Origin of the sequence: Candidatus Nitrosarchaeum limnium BG20 (assembly GCF_000241145.1) — an archaeon.
Lineage (GTDB): Archaea > Thermoproteota > Nitrososphaeria > Nitrososphaerales > Nitrosopumilaceae > Nitrosarchaeum > Nitrosarchaeum limnae.
On record NZ_AHJG01000047.1, the window covers coordinates 1 to 907 of the forward strand.

The window sequence follows — 907 nt, forward strand, 5'->3', positions numbered from 1 at the left end:
ATGCCTATGTATTTTTAGGGCAAAGTAATTTTCATGCTGCTGGAATTGCACTTTCAACAAATATGCCAACATATGTCTTAGATCCTTATTTTAACGAAGTACGAGAAGTGACAGAATTTGCAGGAAAATTAAAAAAGAAAGCAACTCTTGCGATTTACAAAGCTGCTGAAGCACAGACATTTGGAATAATCATAGGATTAAAAGAAGGGCAATTATCCAAAGTGTTTGCGTTAAAATTTAAAAATGAATTAGAAAAAGAAGGAAAGACAGTTCAATTATTTGCATTAACAGATATTACAAACGAGAGATTAAAAAATCTGAAAGGAATAGATGCGTTTATCCAAGTAGCATGTCCTAGAATTTCTACTGACAATCAGTTTGATAAACCTGTTCTTTCTACACCCCAAGCAAATGCACTTTTAAAAATATTAAGACATGAAAGCATAGAGGGATATCTAGAGATTCCTCACTGGTTATAAAATCAAGATGTTAGTTTTTGAAATTTGATATTGTCCTTTAGTTTTTCAAAAGATTTAGTTTTTTTGCTTTGATCTTAAATTGAATTCCTTGGGAAATTGCTTTTTCAAGGATAAAAAGTGCATCATCTATTTTGGAAATCATTGCAAGACTACAAGATTTATCAAATAATACATCACCGTTAAGTGGATAATCATCTAGAATGACATCACAACAAAGTAATGATTCTTCAAATTGGTTCATTGAAAACAAGATTCTCTCTTTATGGTATAACACAATGTTGTACTTTGGGTTATTTTCTAATATATTATCACAGTATTGTAGTGCTTCAGAGAATTTTCCTTTTTTTCTCAATGAAGAAATTTTGTTTACCAAAACAGAAAGTTCCTGAGGTGCTAATTTCAATACAGCATCATAGCATTGAATTGCA

At 30.5% G+C, this 907-nt stretch carries 2 protein-coding genes; one reads left to right on the forward strand and one right to left on the reverse strand.

Translation table 11 applies throughout. The features are described 5' to 3' along the window. Positions 1–479, forward strand: a 479-nt coding sequence (locus BG20_RS01715; RefSeq protein WP_010190048.1) for a diphthamide synthesis protein, incomplete at its 5' end; no start/stop codon positions are given. A 37-nt stretch (positions 480–516) separates the two neighbouring features. Here BG20_RS01715 and BG20_RS01720 read toward each other — a convergent pair. Then, on the reverse strand, positions 517–907 hold a 391-nt coding region (locus BG20_RS01720; protein ID WP_010190049.1), incomplete at its 5' end, for a tetratricopeptide repeat protein.